Origin of the sequence: Streptosporangium canum, from assembly GCF_900113865.1 — a bacterium.
GTDB classification, from domain to species: Bacteria; Actinomycetota; Actinomycetes; order Streptosporangiales; family Streptosporangiaceae; genus Streptosporangium; species Streptosporangium canum.
The window spans coordinates 16,487-32,007 of sequence record NZ_FOQY01000026.1 but is presented as its reverse complement, the minus strand read 5'-3'; the positions used below and the strand labels follow the sequence as shown (position 1 = coordinate 32,007).

Annotated in this window: 10 protein-coding genes; 1 reads left to right on the top strand and 9 read right to left on the bottom strand. The window is 70.3% G+C overall.

Annotated features, from left to right (window positions below; all coding sequences use genetic code 11):
- Window positions 1–60 precede the first annotated feature (60 nt).
- The 5 genes from ilvC to BM085_RS29985 form a co-directional block, all read right to left on the bottom strand.
- Window positions 61–1,041 (bottom strand): ketol-acid reductoisomerase, encoded by a 981-nt coding sequence (gene ilvC, locus BM085_RS30005; protein WP_093890300.1) that lies wholly within the window; start codon window positions 1,039–1,041, stop codon window positions 61–63.
- A gap of 39 nt (window positions 1,042–1,080) precedes the next feature.
- Complete coding sequence (gene ilvN, locus BM085_RS30000; RefSeq protein ID WP_031171868.1) at window positions 1,081–1,605, bottom strand: acetolactate synthase small subunit; 525 nt, start codon at window positions 1,603–1,605, stop codon at window positions 1,081–1,083.
- An 82-nt stretch (window positions 1,606–1,687) separates the two neighbouring features.
- Window positions 1,688–3,451 carry an acetolactate synthase large subunit gene (locus BM085_RS29995; RefSeq protein WP_093890230.1) on the bottom strand — a complete coding sequence of 588 codons (1,764 nt, stop codon included), beginning with the start codon at window positions 3,449–3,451 and terminating at the stop codon, window positions 1,688–1,690.
- Window positions 3,452–3,758: 307 nt separating this feature from the next.
- On the bottom strand, window positions 3,759–6,311 hold the full coding sequence (locus tag BM085_RS29990) for a putative bifunctional diguanylate cyclase/phosphodiesterase (protein WP_245789777.1): 2,553 nt from the start codon (window positions 6,309–6,311) through the stop codon (window positions 3,759–3,761).
- A gap of 370 nt (window positions 6,312–6,681) precedes the next feature.
- Window positions 6,682–7,590 (bottom strand): 2-hydroxyacid dehydrogenase, encoded by a 909-nt coding sequence (locus BM085_RS29985; protein ID WP_093890229.1) that lies wholly within the window; start codon window positions 7,588–7,590, stop codon window positions 6,682–6,684.
- A gap of 73 nt (window positions 7,591–7,663) precedes the next feature.
- Between BM085_RS29985 and BM085_RS29980 the strand changes: the two genes are divergently transcribed.
- Window positions 7,664–8,746: a PQQ-dependent sugar dehydrogenase gene (locus BM085_RS29980; RefSeq protein WP_093890228.1), complete on the top strand. Its 1,083-nt coding sequence runs from the start codon at window positions 7,664–7,666 to the stop codon at window positions 8,744–8,746.
- A gap of 1,047 nt (window positions 8,747–9,793) precedes the next feature.
- Here BM085_RS29980 and BM085_RS29970 read toward each other — a convergent pair.
- From BM085_RS29970 to BM085_RS29955, 4 genes are all read right to left on the bottom strand, one after another.
- Entirely contained in the window at window positions 9,794–10,339 is a 546-nt protein-coding gene (locus BM085_RS29970) for a P-loop nucleotide/nucleoside kinase family protein (RefSeq protein WP_093890298.1), read from the bottom strand.
- Window positions 10,340–10,940: 601 nt separating this feature from the next.
- Window positions 10,941–12,746, bottom strand: coding sequence for a VanW family protein (locus tag BM085_RS29965; protein WP_093890227.1), 1,806 nt, complete (start codon window positions 12,744–12,746; stop codon window positions 10,941–10,943).
- 357 nt (window positions 12,747–13,103) lie between these two features.
- Entirely contained in the window at window positions 13,104–13,775 is a 672-nt protein-coding gene (locus BM085_RS29960) for a response regulator (RefSeq protein ID WP_031171881.1), read from the bottom strand.
- The gene (locus BM085_RS29955) at window positions 13,772–15,496 is read right to left on the bottom strand and encodes an ATP-binding protein (protein WP_093890226.1); all 1,725 of its coding nucleotides are present in this window, start codon (window positions 15,494–15,496) and stop codon (window positions 13,772–13,774) included. Before BM085_RS29955 ends, BM085_RS29960 begins: the two co-directional genes overlap by 4 nt.
- Window positions 15,497–15,521 lie beyond the last annotated feature (25 nt).

Here is a 15,521-nt window from a genome sequence, read left to right as displayed (position 1 = left end):
CGGGGGCGTCGCCGTTCGAGGCGCCCGTTCACCCGGGGACCGCCCGGGAGGGGCTCGCCGCTACTTGAGCCAGCTCATCATCGGGCGGAGCTTGGCGCCGGTCTTCTCGATCGGGTGCTGTGCGATCTCCTCGCGGTAGGCGGTGAACTTCTTCTGCCCGCCGTCGAACTCATCCACCAGCTCCTTGGCGAACTCGCCGGACTGGATCTCGGCGAGGATGCGCTGCATCTCCTTCTTGGTCTCCGGCGTCACGACGCGCGGGCCACGGGAGTAGCCGCCGTACTCGGCGGTGTCGGAGACCGACCAGTACATCTTGGAGATGCCGCCCTCGTACATCAGGTCGACGATCAGCTTCATCTCGTGGAGGCACTCGAAGTAGGCGACCTCGGGCTGGTAGCCGGCCTCGATCAGGGTCTCGAAACCGGCCTTGATCAGCTCGGACACGCCACCGCACAGGACGGCCTGCTCGCCGAACAGGTCGGTCTCGGTCTCCTCGGTGAAGGTCGTCTTCAGCGCGCCGGCCCGGGTGCCGCCGATGCCCTTGGCGTAGGACAGCGCGAGGTCCCAGGCGTTGCCGCTGGCGTCCTTCTCCACGGCGACGAGACACGGCACGCCGCGGCCCGCGGTGTACTGCCGGCGGACGAGGTGGCCGGGGCCCTTCGGCGCGACCATGGCCACGTCGACGCCCTCGGGGGCCTCGATGAGGCCGTAGCGGATGTTGAGGCCGTGGCCGAAGAAGAGGGCGTCGCCCTCGACGAGGTTCGGGGCCACGTGCTCGGCGTAGAGGTGACGCTGGATGTGGTCCGGCGCCAGGATCACGGTCAGGTCGGCCTCTTCGACGGCCTCCGCGGGCGTGAGCACCCGCAGGCCGTCGGCCTCGGCCTTCTCCCGGCTCTTGGAGCCCTCGGGCAGACCGACCCGGACGTCGACGCCGGAGTCGCGGAGGGACAGAGCGTGGGCGTGGCCCTGGCTGCCGTATCCCAGGACGGCCACGTGCCTACCCTGGATGATCGACAGGTCGGCCTGGTCGTCGTAGAAGATCTCAGTCACTTACTTAACCTTTCGGGTTTCTCGTGCGGGTTACGCAGTCCGGTCCAGGGCCCGGAGAGAACGGTCGGTGATGGAACGGGCGCCGCGGCCGATGGCCACCATGCCCGACTGGACGAGCTCCTTGATGCCGAACGGCTCCAGGAGCTTGATGAATGCCTGCAGCTTGTCCGGCGTGCCGGTGACCTCTATGGTCACCGCGTCGGAGGCGACGTCGACGCAGCGCGCGCGGAAGAGGTTGACCAGTTCCAGCACACTGGAACGGTTCTCGGCGTCGGCCCGCACCTTGATCAGTGTGAGCTCGCGCTGCACGGCCTGCGCCGGGTCGAGCTCCACGATCTTCAGCACGTTGACCAGCTTGTTGAGCTGCTTGGTGACCTGCTCGAGCGGTAGTTCCTCGACGTTCACCACGATGGTCATCCGCGAGATGTCCTCGTGCTCGGTCGGCCCGACCGCCAGCGAGTCGATGTTGAACCCACGGCGGCTGAACAGCGACGCGACGCGCGCGAGCACGCCGGGCTTGTTCTCCACCAGCACGGAGAGCGTGTGCCTGCTCATGCCTTCCTCCTCGCCCGGCGGCCCGCCCGCGCGCCCGCCGGGCCTCTGCGCCTGTCTGCCGGCTCGCTTCGATCACGCACCGCTAGTCCTCGCTGTCCCAGGCCGGCGCCATGTCGCGCGCGAACTTGATCTCGTCGTTGCTGGTCCCGGCCGCCACCATCGGCCAGACCATGGCGTCCTGGTGGACCACGAAGTCGACCACGACAGGCACGTCGTTGATCTCCATCGCCTTCTTGATGGTCGCGTCCACGTCCTCCGGACGCTCACACCGCAGGCCGACACAACCGTACGCCTCGGCCAGCTTCACGAAGTCCGGGATCCGGCGGACCGTCTGCAGGTTGGTGTTGGAGTAGCGCTGGTTGTAGAACAGCGTCTGCCACTGCCGGACCATGCCGAGATTGCCGTTGTTGATGATCGCGACCTTGATCGGCACGCCCTCGATGGTGCAGGTGGCCAGCTCCTGGTTGGTCATCTGGAAGCAGCCGTCGCCGTCGATGGCCCAGACCGTGGTGTCCGGACTGCCCATCTTGGCACCCATCGCGGCCGGCAGCGCGAAGCCCATCGTGCCGGCGCCGCCGGAGTTGATGAAGGTCCCCGGGTTCTCGTAGCCGATGAACTGGGCGGCCCACATCTGGTGCTGGCCGACGCCCGCGGTGTAGATGGCGTCCGGCCCGACGATCGCGCTCAGCCGCTCCATGACGTACTGCGGGGCGAGGGAGCCGTCCTCGAACTCGTCGTAACCCAGCGGGTAGGTCGCCCGGTAGGCGTCGAGCTGGGTCCACCACTCGCTGTAGTCGCCCTTGCGGTCCTCGTTGCGCACCGCGGCGATCAGGTCGGAGATGACCTCCTTGCAGTCGCCCACGATCGGGACGTCCGCGTGCCGGTTCTTGGAGATCTCCGCCGGGTCGATGTCGGCGTGGACGATCTTGGCATGCGGGGCGAAAGTGGACAGCTGCCCGGTGACGCGGTCGTCGAAGCGGACCCCGAGCCCGATGATCAGGTCGGAGCGCTGCAGCGCCCCGACCGCCGGCACCGAGCCGTGCATGCCCGGCATGCCCAGGTGCTGGCGGTGGCTGTCGGGGAAGGTGCCGCGCGCCATCAGCGTGGTGACCACGGGGATGGCGGTCAGCTCGGCGAACTCCAGCAGCTCCGCCGCCGCCCGCGCCTTGTGCACGCCGCCGCCGACATAGAGCACCGGCCGCTTGGCGTCGGCGATCAGCTTGGCCGCCTCCCGGATCTGCTTGGAGTGCGGCCGGGTCACCGGGCGGTAGCCCGGCAGCTGCATCACCGGCGGCCACTGGAAGGTCGTCATCGCCTGGAGCGCGTCCTTGGCGATGTCGACCAGCACCGGCCCCGGACGCCCCGTCGCGGCGATGTGGAAGGCCTCGGCGATCGTCCTGGGGATGTCGTCCGGGTTGATGACCAGGAAGTTGTGCTTGGTGATCGGCATGGTGATGCCGGAGATGTCGGCTTCCTGGAACGCGTCGGTGCCGATGGCGGCGCTGGCCACCTGGCCGGTGATCGCGACGATCGGGACCGAGTCCATGTAGGCGTCGGCGATCGGGGTGACCAGGTTGGTCGCACCCGGGCCGCTGGTGGCCATGCAGACCCCGACCCTGCCAGTGGCCTGCGCGTAGCCCTGGGCCGCGTGGCCTGCGCCCTGCTCGTGCCGTACAAGCACGTGCCGGACCTTGGCCGAGTCGTAGAGAGGATCGTAGGCGGGGAGAATCGCGCCGCCCGGGATCCCGAACACAGTGTCGACCCCGACGTGCTCCAGCGCTCTGACGAGGGCCTGGGCACCTGTCATCTGTTCGGTCATCGGCTCGTTCCTTGTGTGGCTAAGCATGTTTGGCGGCATAAAAAATGCCCCATTCCACCTGATACGGCGGAGCTGGGGCGGCGCGCAGGTCGAAGTGCTTCGCTATCGGCCTGCGCGCCGGCGAAGTACTACGAGAATCCCACTGTGATGCATGGCTCCACCATGGCCGACAGAGTGTGCCTGCGTCAAATTCATGGGACAGGAGTCTCAAAGTCCGAGATGACAGATACGGGCGCGAGCCCGGTCCAGGCAGCGAAACGAGGTAACAGAACGGACAAGGGGTGAGGAAAGACACACTCCTCGGCGTTCACCCCGCAGGGCGGGGTGAACGCCGTCATACGCCGCTGTGCAGGCTGGACAAGCTCGTGCGCATCAGGGAGTCGACCCCGCGGGCGGCCATCGGCCGCGCCACCAGAAAGCCCTGCCCCCGAGTGCAGCCCATCTCGCGCAGCAGCTCGAGCTGCTCGGGACGCTCGATGCCCTCGGCGACCACAATCAGCCCCAGATCGTGGCCGAGCCGTACGATCGTGCGGGTCAGCAGCGTCAGCGTCTCGTCCCGGCCGAGCCCGGACACGAACGACGGATCGATCTTGATCATGTCCACCGGGAGCTGCCGCAGGAACGCCAGCGAGGCGTAGCCGGTGCCGAAGTCGTCGATGGCCAGCCGCACCCCGAGCCGGCGCAGCTCCGAGAGCCGGGTGATGGTCTCGTCGGCGTCCTCGACCAGCATCTCCTCGATGACCTCAAGGGTCAGCGCGCTGGGCGGCAGGCCGCTCTCGGCCAGCGCCGACTCGACGGTCTCCACGAAACGCGGCGCCATGATCTGCCGGGCCGACAGGTTGAGCGACAACCCGATGTCCCAGGAGGACGCGCGCCAGGCGGCGACCTCCCGGCAGGCCTCGCGCAGGATCCACTCGCTCAGCGGGACGATCAGGCCGGTGTCCTCCGCCGGGCCGAGGAAGTGCTCGGGCGGCACGAACGCGCTCCCCCGCCACCAGCGCACCAGCGCCTCCACAGCGGTGACACGCGAGGTGGCCAGGTCCACCACCGGCTGGTACTCGATCGCGAACTGGTTCTCCAGCAGCGCCCGCTGCAGGTCGGCGGCGAGCTCCAGCCGGCGCACCACATCGGCGTGCATGTGCGCGGCGAACACCTCGACCCGGCGCCCGCCGAGATCCTTGGCCCTGGCCATCGCCACGTCGGCGTTGCGGATCAGGTCCGCTGAGGACACGTCGTCCTCGGCGAAGGCCACCCCGACGCTCGCGGTCAGCGCGATGTCGCGGTCGGCCACCCGGAACGGCTCGGACGAGACCGTACGGACCAGCCGCTCGGCCAGATCCACCGCCGTCTGGGCGTCCACCGCCGCCTCCAGCAGCACCGCGAACTCGTCGCCGCCCCAGCGGGCCAGGGTGTCGTCGGCCCGTACGGCGGCGCGGAGCCTGCGGGCGGCCTGACCGAGCAGATAGTCGCCGCTGGCATGGCCGACCGAGTCGTTGACCGCCGTGAAGCCGTCCAGATCCAGGAACACCACCACGGCGCTGCTCGCACCCGGACGGGCCAGCACCTCGCGGGTGCGCTCCTCGAAGTAGGCCCGGTTGGGCAGGCCGGTGACGCCGTCGTGGAAGGTCAGGTGGGCGACCTGGTTGCGCAGGGCCTCCTGGTCGCTGACGTCACGGGTGGTGACCAGCAGCAGGTCCTCGCCGCGCACGTGCCGGGTGGCCACCGACTCGGTGGGCCGCCAGGTGCCGTCGGACGCCCGGACCCGGCAGGCGATCATGCAGGTGCCCGGCCCCTCGACCGGCTCCTCGTCCAGGCTCATCGCACGTAGCGCCACCTGGATCCCGGGCGCGTCCTCGGGGTGGATGTAGTCGAAGATCGTCCCGCCGACCAGCTCGTCGGGGCGGTAGCCGTACGTGATCTCGACGCCCTCGCCGATCTCCCGCACCACGCCGTCGTAGTCGCACAGCAGGACCACGTCGCCGGTGCTCTCCGCCAGGTCCTGGAGCTGCCGCTCGCCGAGGTCCACCAGGCGCCGCATCCGGCCCGTCTCCATCAGCACCACGAACAGGCGCACCACCAGGACGCAGACGATCGACGCCGACACCAGGGCCAGGACCGGGACCGGCCCCTGCACCCTGCCGCCGAGCACGCGCAGGAGCACGACCGCGGTGGCCGCCACGACGAGGATCAGCGGCAGGGCCGCGATCAGCCAGGAGGTGGCCTGTCCGACGGACGGCTCCTCCTCGTCAGGGTCCGCGACGCGGGCCGTACGGCCGCTCCACGGGACCGCGGCCAGCAGCAGGAAGGCCGCCGGAGCCAGCCACACCCCGAGCAGCGGCGGCGCGTCACCGCTCACGCGGGCCAGCGCGGTGCCCGTCTCGGACGCCGTGATGGCGGCCAGCACGGCCAGCGCCGCCAGACCCATCGGCCAGGCGGACCGCCGGATCGGCAGCACCGCCGGGCCCACGGCGCACGCGAGGATCAGGCAGAGCAGCGGCAGGGCGATGGTGATCGCGAAAGTGCCGGCGTCGTCGGCCTGGCGGTAGGACGGGCCCAGCAGCAGGACCCAGCCGATCACGAACAGCGCGCCGGCGCACATGTAGGAGTCGGCGAGATCCCGCAGCAGGGCACGTCCGTGCGCGGGCCGGGTGGCGGACAGGCCGGTGCCGACGGTGAGCATCGCCGTACCGACGAGGACCACCAGATCGGCGAAGGTCACGGAGAAGGGCGTGCCGCCCGCGAGCGGCCGCACACCGACCCCGACCAGCCAGGTGACCGAACCGCCGGCCAACCACCGGACCGCCGTCGCCCTGCGCCGGTCGGCGCCCCGGAGAAGCCCGGCGAACAGTGACACCGCGGCGATCGCGGCGGCGACGACACCCGCCACCGCTCCGACGATCCCGGGCGAGACACCGCTGAGAAGAGCGGCAACGAGCCCCACCGCGCCGGTTCCGGCAGCGGCGGTCAGCGGTACCCGGGGGTCACGCCAGCGGATCAATGTCGTCTGCCCATCAGTGTCGATTCGTCTCGCTTCCGCGACGGCACACGGTCAGTGTGTGCTCTCCGGCCGGTGCGGGGGGTGACAACGCCGTAGTCGTCACCGATCTGATAACCATGCGAGCGATCAGGGTCGCAGTCAATCACCGTACGGATCCGAGGTCACGAGGTAGCCACGGTCCGGATTCCTTTCCCGGACAGTACGGATTACAGCCGGTAAAGAGCTGCTCGGCAGGGGTTCAGGGCGGCGCGGATCGGGGTCAGTACGAGCCGGTGATCACGTTCTTGAGCGGCTCACCTGCCAGGTAGCGCAGGAGCTGGGAGCGGAGAAGCCTCAGCAGGCGCCGTCCGGACGCCGGGGTGCTGCCCGCGACGTGCGGGGTGATGAACACTCCCGGCGCCGTCCACAGTGGATGCCCCGCGGGCAGCGGCTCGGGGTCGGTGACGTCGAGCGCGGCCAGGATCCGGCCCTTGCGCAGCTCGGCGACCAGCGCGTCGGTGTCCACCACCGCGCCCCTGGCCGCGTTCACCAGCACCGCGCCGTCCTTCATCGCCGACAGGAAGTCCGCGTCCACCAGCCCCGTGGTCGCGGGGGTCGACGGGACCAGGAGCACCACCACGTCCGCCCGGGGCAGCAGCTCAGGCAGCTCGTCCTGGCCGTGCACGTCACCCCGGGCGGTCCTCGCCACCCGGACGACGTCCACCTCGAAACCGTCCAGCCGCCGCTCCAGCGCCTCCCCGATCGAGCCGTAGCCGATGATCAGCACCGTGGAGTCGGCCAGTACACCGGTGTGGTGGTAGGTCCACTCGCCCTCCCGCTGCGCGGCGGCGAACCCGGGGAACTCCCGCATCACCGCGATCATCGCCCCCACCGCCCACTCCGCGGTCCCCGCGTCGTGCACGCCCCGCGCGTTGCACAGCACCGCGCCCTCCGGCAGGTGCGGCCGGTAGGCGTCCACCCCCGCCGTGACGGTCTGCAGCAGCCGCAGCCGGGACATCCGGCCGAGCAGCTCCGGCAGGCCCGCCACCGTGAGGAGCGGTGGGACCCAGACCTCGACCTCCTCGGCCCCGTCGGGGACCGGACCCGTGCCGTCGTAGACGACGCACTCCACATCGGGTAGATCACTGAGGACGTCGACGGCGGCTTCGGAGGGGACCCAGATCTTCATGGCTGCATTATCCAGGGGATCGTCCTGGAACCTCCCCCCACATACGACGGTATGAATGAAGGAGGAGGTTCGCATGATTCGAATGTCACGACTGGCTTCCATCCTGGCGACGGCGCTGGTGGCGGCGCTGGTGGCGAGCTGCTCGGCGGCTCCCGCCGGCACGGCGCGGACCCCCGCCTCCGGCGTGGCCGCCGCCCCCTCCGGCGAGCCGCGCACCCTGGTGGAGAATCTGGCCGTACCCTGGGGCATCGCGTTCCTGCCCGGCGGCGACGCCCTGGTCACCGAGCGCGACACCGCCAGGCTGCTGCGGGTCACCCCGGCGGGGAAGGTCACCGAGGTCGGCGAGATCGACGGCGTACGCCCCGACGGCGAGGGCGGCCTGATGGGCGTGGCCGTCTCTCCCGTTTTCACCGAGGACCACTACGTCTTCCTCTACTTCACCTCGGCCCAGGACAACCGGATCGTGCGCTACCGCTACGACCGGAGCCTGACCGACGCCACCGTGCTCCTTGACGGCATCCCCAAGGGCCCGATCCACAATGGCGGCCGCCTGGCCTTCGGCCCCGACGGATACCTCTACGCCAGCACCGGCGAGACCGGCGACCGCGCCCTGGCCCAGGACCTCGGCTCCATGGCCGGCAAGATCCTCCGCATGACCGCCGACGGTAAGCCCGCACCCGGCAACCCGTTCGCGAACGTGCTCTGGAGCTACGGCCACCGCAACGTCCAGGGCATGGCCTGGGACCCGTCGGGACGCATGTACGCCAGCGAGTTCGGGTCCAGCTCGTTCGACGAGATCAACCTCATCAGGAAGGGCGGCAACTACGGCTGGCCCGAGGTCGAGGGTGTCGGCGGCGCCCCCCGGTTCATCGACCCGATCGTCACCTGGAGCACCGACGAGGCCTCCCCCTCCGGCATGGCCTACGCCGACGGCTCCCTCTGGGTCGGCGCGCTGCGGGGCCGCCGGCTCTGGCAGGTCCCCCTCGCCGCCGACGGCACGGCCGGCGTCCCCGCCGCCAGGTTCGAGGGCCGGTACGGCAGGCTCCGCGCGGTCACCGCCGCCCCCGGCGGCTCCCTGTGGATCGGTACCAGCAACAAGGACGGCCGCGGCTCTCCCGTCCCCGGCGACGACCGCATCCTGGTCCTGACCCCGTAGCCCTGAGGCTTTCACCGATCTGCAGATGACGGTTCGCTTCTGTGCGGTGGGTGAGTGTTGTGGTTCGCTCCCGTTCGCGCTGCGGTGGGTGGGTGTTGTGGTTCGCTCCCGTTCGCGCTGCGGTGGGTGGGTGGTGCGGCCGGCCGTCGTTGGTCGCGGTCTGGTGTTTTCAGGCCTCCGGCCTGGCGGGCGCGGTGGTTTCGGTCCTTTTATACGCCGGCCGCACCACCCACCCACCTCCGCGCACCTGTGTCTCGCCGTACGGCGTGCCCGCCGTAGCCGCTCACTTTCCGGCCGCCCGGCGGGCTCGGGGAGGCTGAAGCGATCTCCGCATGGCCGTCCAGGGCGCGCCGCCGTAGCTGAAGCGTCGCTTTCGAAAGGAGCGCACAGCTGGGCGCCAGTGATCTCCGTATGACCGTCCAGGGCGCGCCGCCGTAGCTGAAGCGTCACTTTCGAAAGGAGCGCACAGCCGGACACCTCAGGGAGCACATGAAAAATCCGTGTACCCGGCCAAGGGACAAGATCGCTCAGATGAGACCGCTCAGCTCAGGGGGTCCGTCAGGGGCCCCAGGGGGGCTCGTCAGGGGGCTCTTCAGGGGGCCGTGGGTGCTTACCTTCTAACGGGTCGCCTGTGATGAGCGGGCCGCCCGGTCGCACTGCTGCGGTCTGTCGCCCACCCGCTGTGGATCCGGCTCCTGGGGAAGACCTGCTGCTGCTACGGCCTGGCCCAACCGTTTCTTGCCTATCAACCCGCTCAAGGTCTGACGAGGAAACGGTCGCCTCAGATGACCGGAGGCCGCCCCAGCCTGGTCATGCGCCACACCGTCCGCCATTTCATCGGCTTCCGGGGGCCGCACGGAGTGCGGAGCCCCTCCATGAATCCGCCGCACCACGCCTTCAGCCCGGCGACAGGACGGATGCGCGCCACAGCGAGCAGAATCCACACGCCCAGATAGACCGGGATCAAAGGGAGCGGGAGCCGACTGTCCGGAATCTGCTGGGCACCTCAGGACTCCTACCTCGATCCCGGCCTTTGCGGGCTGTCCGTCACTGCTCCACGCTGCTCGCCTCAGGATCTTGCGCCACCCTGCCGGCGATGATGCGTGCCACTTGGGAAGGTGTTATCTCGGTCGTATCGACGAGCTCGGCCTCGCGGGTAAGCCACGGCAAGGCGCCGTGGTAGTCCGCGAGATGGTCAAGGCGCCACTGCCGTGCCCCGGTCTCGACGGTGTCGGTTTCGATCCGGTGGGTGAGCGTGCGCTGGTCGGTGTGCAGCACGAAGTGGTGGACGGGAATGCCGGACTTGCTCAGGCCGGTATGGATCTCCTTCCAGTATTGCTCGATGAGAACTGTTTGCGGGGCAACCAGCACACCGCCGACATAGTCCAGGAGCTGCACGATGGTCTCCACCACCAGGCCACGCCAGGGCCTCCAGTGCTGGAAGTCCCCGAGCCTTGGGAGATCGGGGACGTGGCCCAGCATGTAACCGATCTGCTCGGGATCGAAGAGACGAGCCCGTTGGATGAGCGGCGTGAGCTCTTTGGCGGTAGTTGTCTTGCCCGCTCCGAAGGTCCCGTTCAACCAGATAATCATGGCGCTGAGCGTAGCCAGGCAACCAGGTAGATAGATCTCCGACCTCGGCAAAGATCCAATAAATGCAGCACTCCACACGTCGGCATGAGAACCACGGTCGGCTCCGGCATCCCCACCCGGAGCGCAACGCCAGCCCTGCCCGGCACAGAACAGCCCAGAGTTCACATCTTCCACGGCGCCCGACTGTGCGCTTCTTTCGAAAGCGACGCTTCAGCGGCACCCCCTGAAGGCCATACGGAGATCGCTGGCGCCCAGCTGTGCGCTCCTTTCGAAAGCGACGCTTCAGCTACGGCGGCGCGCCCTGGACGGCCATGCGGAGATCGCTTCAGCCTCCCCGAGCCCGCCGGGCGGCCGGAAAGTGAGCGGCTACGGCGGGCACGCCGTACGGCGAGACACAGGTGCGCGGAGGTGGGTGGGTGGTGCGGCCGGCGTATAAAAGGACCGAAACCACCGCGCCCGCCAGGCCGGAGGCCTGAAAACACCAGACCGCGACCAACGACGGCCGGCCGCACCACCCACCCACCGCAGCGCGAACGGGAGCGAACCACAACACCCACCCACCGCAGCGCGAACAACGCGCGCCCCCGGACCGCTCAGGAGGCTACTCGTCCTGGGCGGGCGTGGTGGACGGGACGCACTTGAGGTCGGTCTCGGGCTTGTAGACGGTCTTCTTCGTCTCCCGCTTGACCTCCTTGCCGTCCTGCTTGAAGACCCGGGTCACGTCGATGGTGAAACCCTGCTGGCCGGCCATCGGGATGCACGTGGGACCGCTGTCGGTCGCGCTCTTGAACGGGGTGATGTCGTAGCGCTCGGAGGAGATCGACTCGATGTCGTAGCGCTTGGTGCTCCAGAAGGCCACCGTGACGCCCTTGTCCGTGTAGGAGGTCTTCACCAGCACGCCGTACTTGGAGTCGTTCTTCCAGCGGAAGTCCGGCGCGGGCCAGGAGACGGTGGACTCGCGGCCGGCCGGGTAGCGCGAGATGTAGAACTCGTGCGCCATGTGCTGGACGTCCTCAAGACCGCCGAAGAACACCGCGTTGTACATGGTGGTGACGAACTGGGAGATGCCGCCGCCCACCGAGTCGACCAGCCGGCCCCCCTGGATCATGGGTGCCGGGACGAAGCCCCGGGCCGTGTCGCGCTGGCCGATGACGCCGTTGAGCGAGAAGGTCTCGCCGGGCTTGACCAGGTAGCCGTCCAGGAGCTTGGCGATCGTGCGGATGTTGGTCACCCGGGGCAGGCAGCAGTCGTACGGGGTGGTGAACTCGCTGATCTTCTCCTTGATGCCGAGCTTGCGCACCTCGGCCTCGGAGACGCGGGGCTGGACGGTCGTGAGGGCCACCGGGATGGTCCGGCTGCCGCCTTCGGCGACCATCCGGGCCACGGACTCGGCGAGTTTGTCCTCGTCGATCCCCTTGCCCTTGCGGCCGGGGATCAGCTTCGGCGTGGCGCCGACGATCTGGAAGGTGGGCTCGCGGGGGGCCAGGGCCGGATCGACGAGCCTGGTCTCCACGGTCGCGACCGCGCTCCTGGCGTCGAACACCGGCCCCATGCCGCCGGAGCTGTCGGGCTCGAAGGACAGGTGGGCGGCGAGGGTCTCCACCGGGAGCTGGACCTGCTTGCCCGCGTACGTCAGGGTGACCGGGCCGGACAGGGCCTTCCCCGCGTCGGCGGCGGCCTCCTTGACCACCGCGGCCGTCACCTTGGGCTTGATCACCGAGACCGGCAGCTCGACCTCGCCGGCGGGGCCCAGGAAGGCCGTCCTGATGGTGCGGGCCGCGGCCTCCTGTTCCAGCTCGCGGCCGTCGCGGGGGGTCACCGCCACCGGCTTGACGCCCTCGAAGGTGACCGCGCCCTCACGGACCTTGAGGTCGATCTTCTTGGCCAGGGCCGTGACGGTGTCCCGCATGCGTTCGGAGTCGGCGGAGACCTTGGGGGCCAGCTCGGTGGTGCCGGTCAGCGCCCGCCAGACCTCCATCGGAGCGGGGAAGCCGCTGTGCGCCTGGTCGATCGTGGCGACCACGTCGAACTCCAGCCCGGCCTTCTCGGGATCGATGGAGTATTTCCTGCCGGCGGCCCGGACGACCATCTCCTCGCCTGCCTTGCCGGGCAGCCGGTCCCTGAGTTTGTCGGCCGCCTCGGTCGCGGTCAGCCCGCCGATGTCGATGCCGTGGACCTGGGTGCCGGGCAGCATCTTGCCGGACATGACGATCGCGGGCACGGCATAGGCGAGACCGGCGAGCAGCAGCAGGAGCAGGACGGCGACGGTGATCCTGCGCCCCCGGCGGGGCGGCTCCTCGTAACGGGACGCCTCCGGCTGCCGGGGGTCGCCGCCGCCGGAGGAGGCGGCCGGGGGCTCCTCACGCGGGGGCCGCTGCTGCAGGGGACGCTCGGGCGAGGTGGCCATCTTCCAGGGCTGGGGCGGTGAGGCCGCCGGCGGCAACCCGGCCGATCCCGTGGCGGGCCGACCGAATCCGGAGGGCCCCGCGGGCTGGGCGCTCCCGGCAGGACCGAAGATGTCAGGCGAGACGCCGGGAGGGAGCCGTGGTCCGCCCTTGGGGCGGTCATCGGGGGAGGCGTTGGGGTCGCGGGCGCCCGGCCGGACCGGGCGTGAGGGGAGGGGCACTGCCGCGAACGGGTCCGTCGGCGGGTCTATCGACGCTCCGGCGTTCCGCACGGCCTCCGTCTCCTCCTGCTCCGCAGTTTTTACCTCCGTTAACCCTAAACCACAACCATCGGCCGAGGCCCGAAAAGGCGTAACGAATCAGCCCGTCCACCGGTAGCGGTGTTCGGGCCGCCCGGCGGTGCCGTACCTCGGCCGCAGCTCGGCCTGACCCGTCGCGCACAGGTACTCCAGGTAGCGCCGGGCGCTGACCCGGGAGAGCCCGGTGAGCACCGCCGCCTCGGCCGCCGACACGTCGGTGCCGGTCTCCCTGAGCGCGTCGGCGACCAGGCCGCAGGTGGTGGCCGACAGCCCCTTGGGCAGCGGCGGCGGCCCGCCCCTGTCCGCGCCGAAGAACCGGTCCACCTCGTCCTGGCGGACCTCGGACCCGATGGCGGCGAGCTGCCTGCGGGTGTCGGCGTACTGCCCGAGGCGCTCGGTGAGCGCTCCGGCGGTGAAGGGCTTGATCAGGTAGTTCACCGCGCCACCGCGCATGGCCGCGCGGACCGTCGCCACGTCGCGCGCGGCGGTGATCACCAGGACGTCGACCGGGTGGGACACGCCCCTGAGCGTCATGAGGACGTCGAGGCCGGACATGTCCGGCAGGTAGACGTCCAGCAGCACCAGGTCGGGCCGGTGCTCGGCCACCGCCGCGACCGCCGCCCTGCCGGTGTGCACGGCGTCGACCACCGTGAACCCGGGCACCCGCGCCACATAGCCGCTGTGGATCCTGGCCACCATGAAGTCGTCGTCGACGACGAGCACCCGGATCATCTCGGCACCTCCGCGTCCGTGATCCGGCCCCGCCCGTCGCCGGTCGCGCTCTCCCGCCACCCACCCGTCCCGTTCCCCGGTCCGTCGCCGGTCGCGCTCTCCCGCCCGCCCGTCCCGCTTCCCTGCGGCCGGGCCCCTCCGGTGTCCTCGCGCCGGGGCAGCAGGGCCGTGAAGACGGCGCCGCCGGCGTTGTGCACCCGCACCCAGCCGCCCCGGCGCGAGCACGCCTGGCGGGTCAGGGCGAGACCGAGTCCGCGCGGGCCCGCGTGTGCGATCTTGGTGGTGAAGCCCTCGCGGAAGACCTCCTCGGCCAGGCCGGGGGTGATCCCCGGGCCGGAGTCGCCGACCCGGACGTGCAGGCCGTCGGTCTCGGTGCGGACCGAGACCTCGACCGTGCCGCCGATCTCCTCCAGCGCGTCGAGGGCGTTGGCCACCAGGTTGCCGACCACCAGCACGGCGTCATGGGGGTCGCCGAGCACGCCCTCCTCCACCCGGCAGTCCTCGGCGAGCACCAGGGACGCGCCCCGCTCGGCCGCCTCGGCGGACTTGGCCAGCAGCAGCGCGGCCAGGGTCGGATCGGCGACCTTCTCCCGGATGCCGGACGCGTACAGACCGTAGGCCTCGGAGGTCTGGGTGATGTAGTTGACGGCCATGTCGTGCTCGCCGAGCTCCAGCAGGCCGACCACCGTGTGCATCCGGTTGGCGAACTCGTGGGCCTGGGCACGCAGCGCGTCGGTGGTGCTGCTGGCCTGGTCGAGCTCGTGTGCCAGCCGTACCAGCTCGGTCCGGTCGCGCAGGGTGACCACCCAGCCGCTCTGCTGGTCGCGGACCGCGACCGGGGTGCGGTTGAGCACGAGCACGCGGTCGCGGTGGAGCACCACCCGGTCGTCGCCGGCGTCCACGCCGTCCAGCACGTCCCGCATCCGGTCCGACAGCGGCATCTCACGCAGTTCACGGCCCACGTCGTGGGCGGAGAGGCCGATCAGGTCGCGGGCCGCGTCGTTGACCAGCGTCACCCTGCCCTGGAGGTCGAGGGCGAGCACCCCCTCCTTCACGCCGTGCAGCACCCCCTCGCGCTGTTCGAGCAGGGCCGCGATCTCCCGGGGTTCCAGGCCGAAGGTCTGCCGGCGGACCCGCCGGGCGATCAGCCCGGTGGCCGCCGACCCGGCGAGGAGTACGGCGAGCACGGTCCACAGCAGCGGCGGCAGCGCCGAACCGAGTTCGTCGGCGACGGTGTCCTGGAGCACGCCGACCGAGGCCAGGCCGATGACCCGGCCGGAGGAGTCGAAGATCGGGGCCTTGCCGCGCACGGAACGGCCGAGGGTGCCGGTCTGGATGCCGGTCCAGGCATGGCCGCTGCTCATGATCTCCGAGCCGTCGGTGGACAGCCTCTTGCCGATCAGCGCCGTGTTGGGGTGCGCGTAGCGGATCTGCTCGCGGTTGGCGATCACCACGTAGTCGGCGCCGGTGGCCGCCTGCACCCCGGCGGCGATCGGCTGCAGGATCGACTCCGGCCGGGGACGCGCGAAGGCCTCGCGGACCTGGGGAAGCCCGGCGACGGACTCGGCGATCGCCAGTGCGCGCTGCTGGTACTGCCGGTCGAGCTGGCTGCGGGTGTGTTCCATCCAGACGCCCGCCGTGCCGCCCACCGCGAGGAACACGATCACCGTCTGCAGCACGAACAACTGGGTGCCGAGGGAGGCGTTGAGTATGCGTCGCACGAGTGAACTCCCTGGTCAGGGAGAT

Bases quoted from the DNA above. Each gene is read 5' to 3' on its own strand.
- ilvN (WP_031171868.1), bottom strand. From the start codon at position 1,605: ATGAGCAGGCACACGCTCTCCGTGCTGGTGGAGAACAAGCCCGGCGTG.
- BM085_RS29995 (WP_093890230.1), bottom strand. From the start codon at position 3,451: ATGCTTAGCCACACAAGGAACGAGCCGATGACCGAACAGATGACAGGT.
- BM085_RS29985 (WP_093890229.1), bottom strand. From the start codon at position 7,590: ATGAAGATCTGGGTCCCCTCCGAAGCCGCCGTCGACGTCCTCAGTGAT.
- BM085_RS29980 (WP_093890228.1), top strand. From the start codon at position 7,664: ATGATTCGAATGTCACGACTGGCTTCCATCCTGGCGACGGCGCTGGTG.
- BM085_RS29970 (WP_093890298.1), bottom strand. From the start codon at position 10,339: ATGATTATCTGGTTGAACGGGACCTTCGGAGCGGGCAAGACAACTACC.
- BM085_RS29965 (WP_093890227.1), bottom strand. From the start codon at position 12,746: ATGGCCACCTCGCCCGAGCGTCCCCTGCAGCAGCGGCCCCCGCGTGAG.
- BM085_RS29960 (WP_031171881.1), bottom strand. From the start codon at position 13,775: ATGATCCGGGTGCTCGTCGTCGACGACGACTTCATGGTGGCCAGGATC.